The organism is Bradyrhizobium sp. NBAIM08, assembly GCF_020193935.1.
Classification (GTDB): domain Bacteria; phylum Pseudomonadota; class Alphaproteobacteria; order Rhizobiales; family Xanthobacteraceae; genus Bradyrhizobium; species Bradyrhizobium yuanmingense.
The window spans coordinates 1-491 of the sequence record NZ_JADYVR010000119.1 but is presented as its reverse complement, the minus strand read 5'-3'; the positions used below and the strand labels follow the sequence as shown (position 1 = coordinate 491).

Annotated in this window: 1 protein-coding gene; it reads right to left on the bottom strand. The window is 55.8% G+C overall.

Annotated features, from left to right (window positions below):
- Positions 1-204, bottom strand: a 204-nt coding sequence (locus I6F37_RS38700; protein ID WP_225154171.1) for a hypothetical protein, incomplete at its 3' end; no start/stop codon positions are given.
- Positions 205-491 lie beyond the last annotated feature (287 nt).

Sequence of the window (491 nt, the reverse complement as noted above, 5' to 3'; positions counted from 1 at the left end):
CACGGCTTGGGCAATGCCATTTTGATAGGCGATCCAAATGTGCGCGGGTTGAAATGCCGCGAGCGTGTGCCAGTGATCGGTCAACGCCTGATCAATCTTTCGCACGTACGGCCAGTCATCGAGATACGCATTGATAACGCCGACTGCATCGCTGAGCAGTTGGAAATCCTCAAGGGTTTTGATCTCGAAGCCGGTTGAATTCATTGCAGATTCGGAGACCCCCGACCCCTAAAGGGGAGTCGCTGATGATGTCAACGACTCCCCTTTAGGGGTCGGGGGTCATTTACAAAGCTCAACACGATTCCAATTCATGAGCACGATCACCCCTTCACCGCACCTACCGTGAGGCCTTGCAGGAAGTAGCGTTGAAAGGCCAGGAACACCGCGATCGTTGGCAGCGCGGCCAGGGTTGAGCCGGCCATCAGCAGGCCAAAGTCGGTAAATTGGCCTTGCAACGTGGGCAGGCCAAGCGGCACCGTGAACATTTCCAC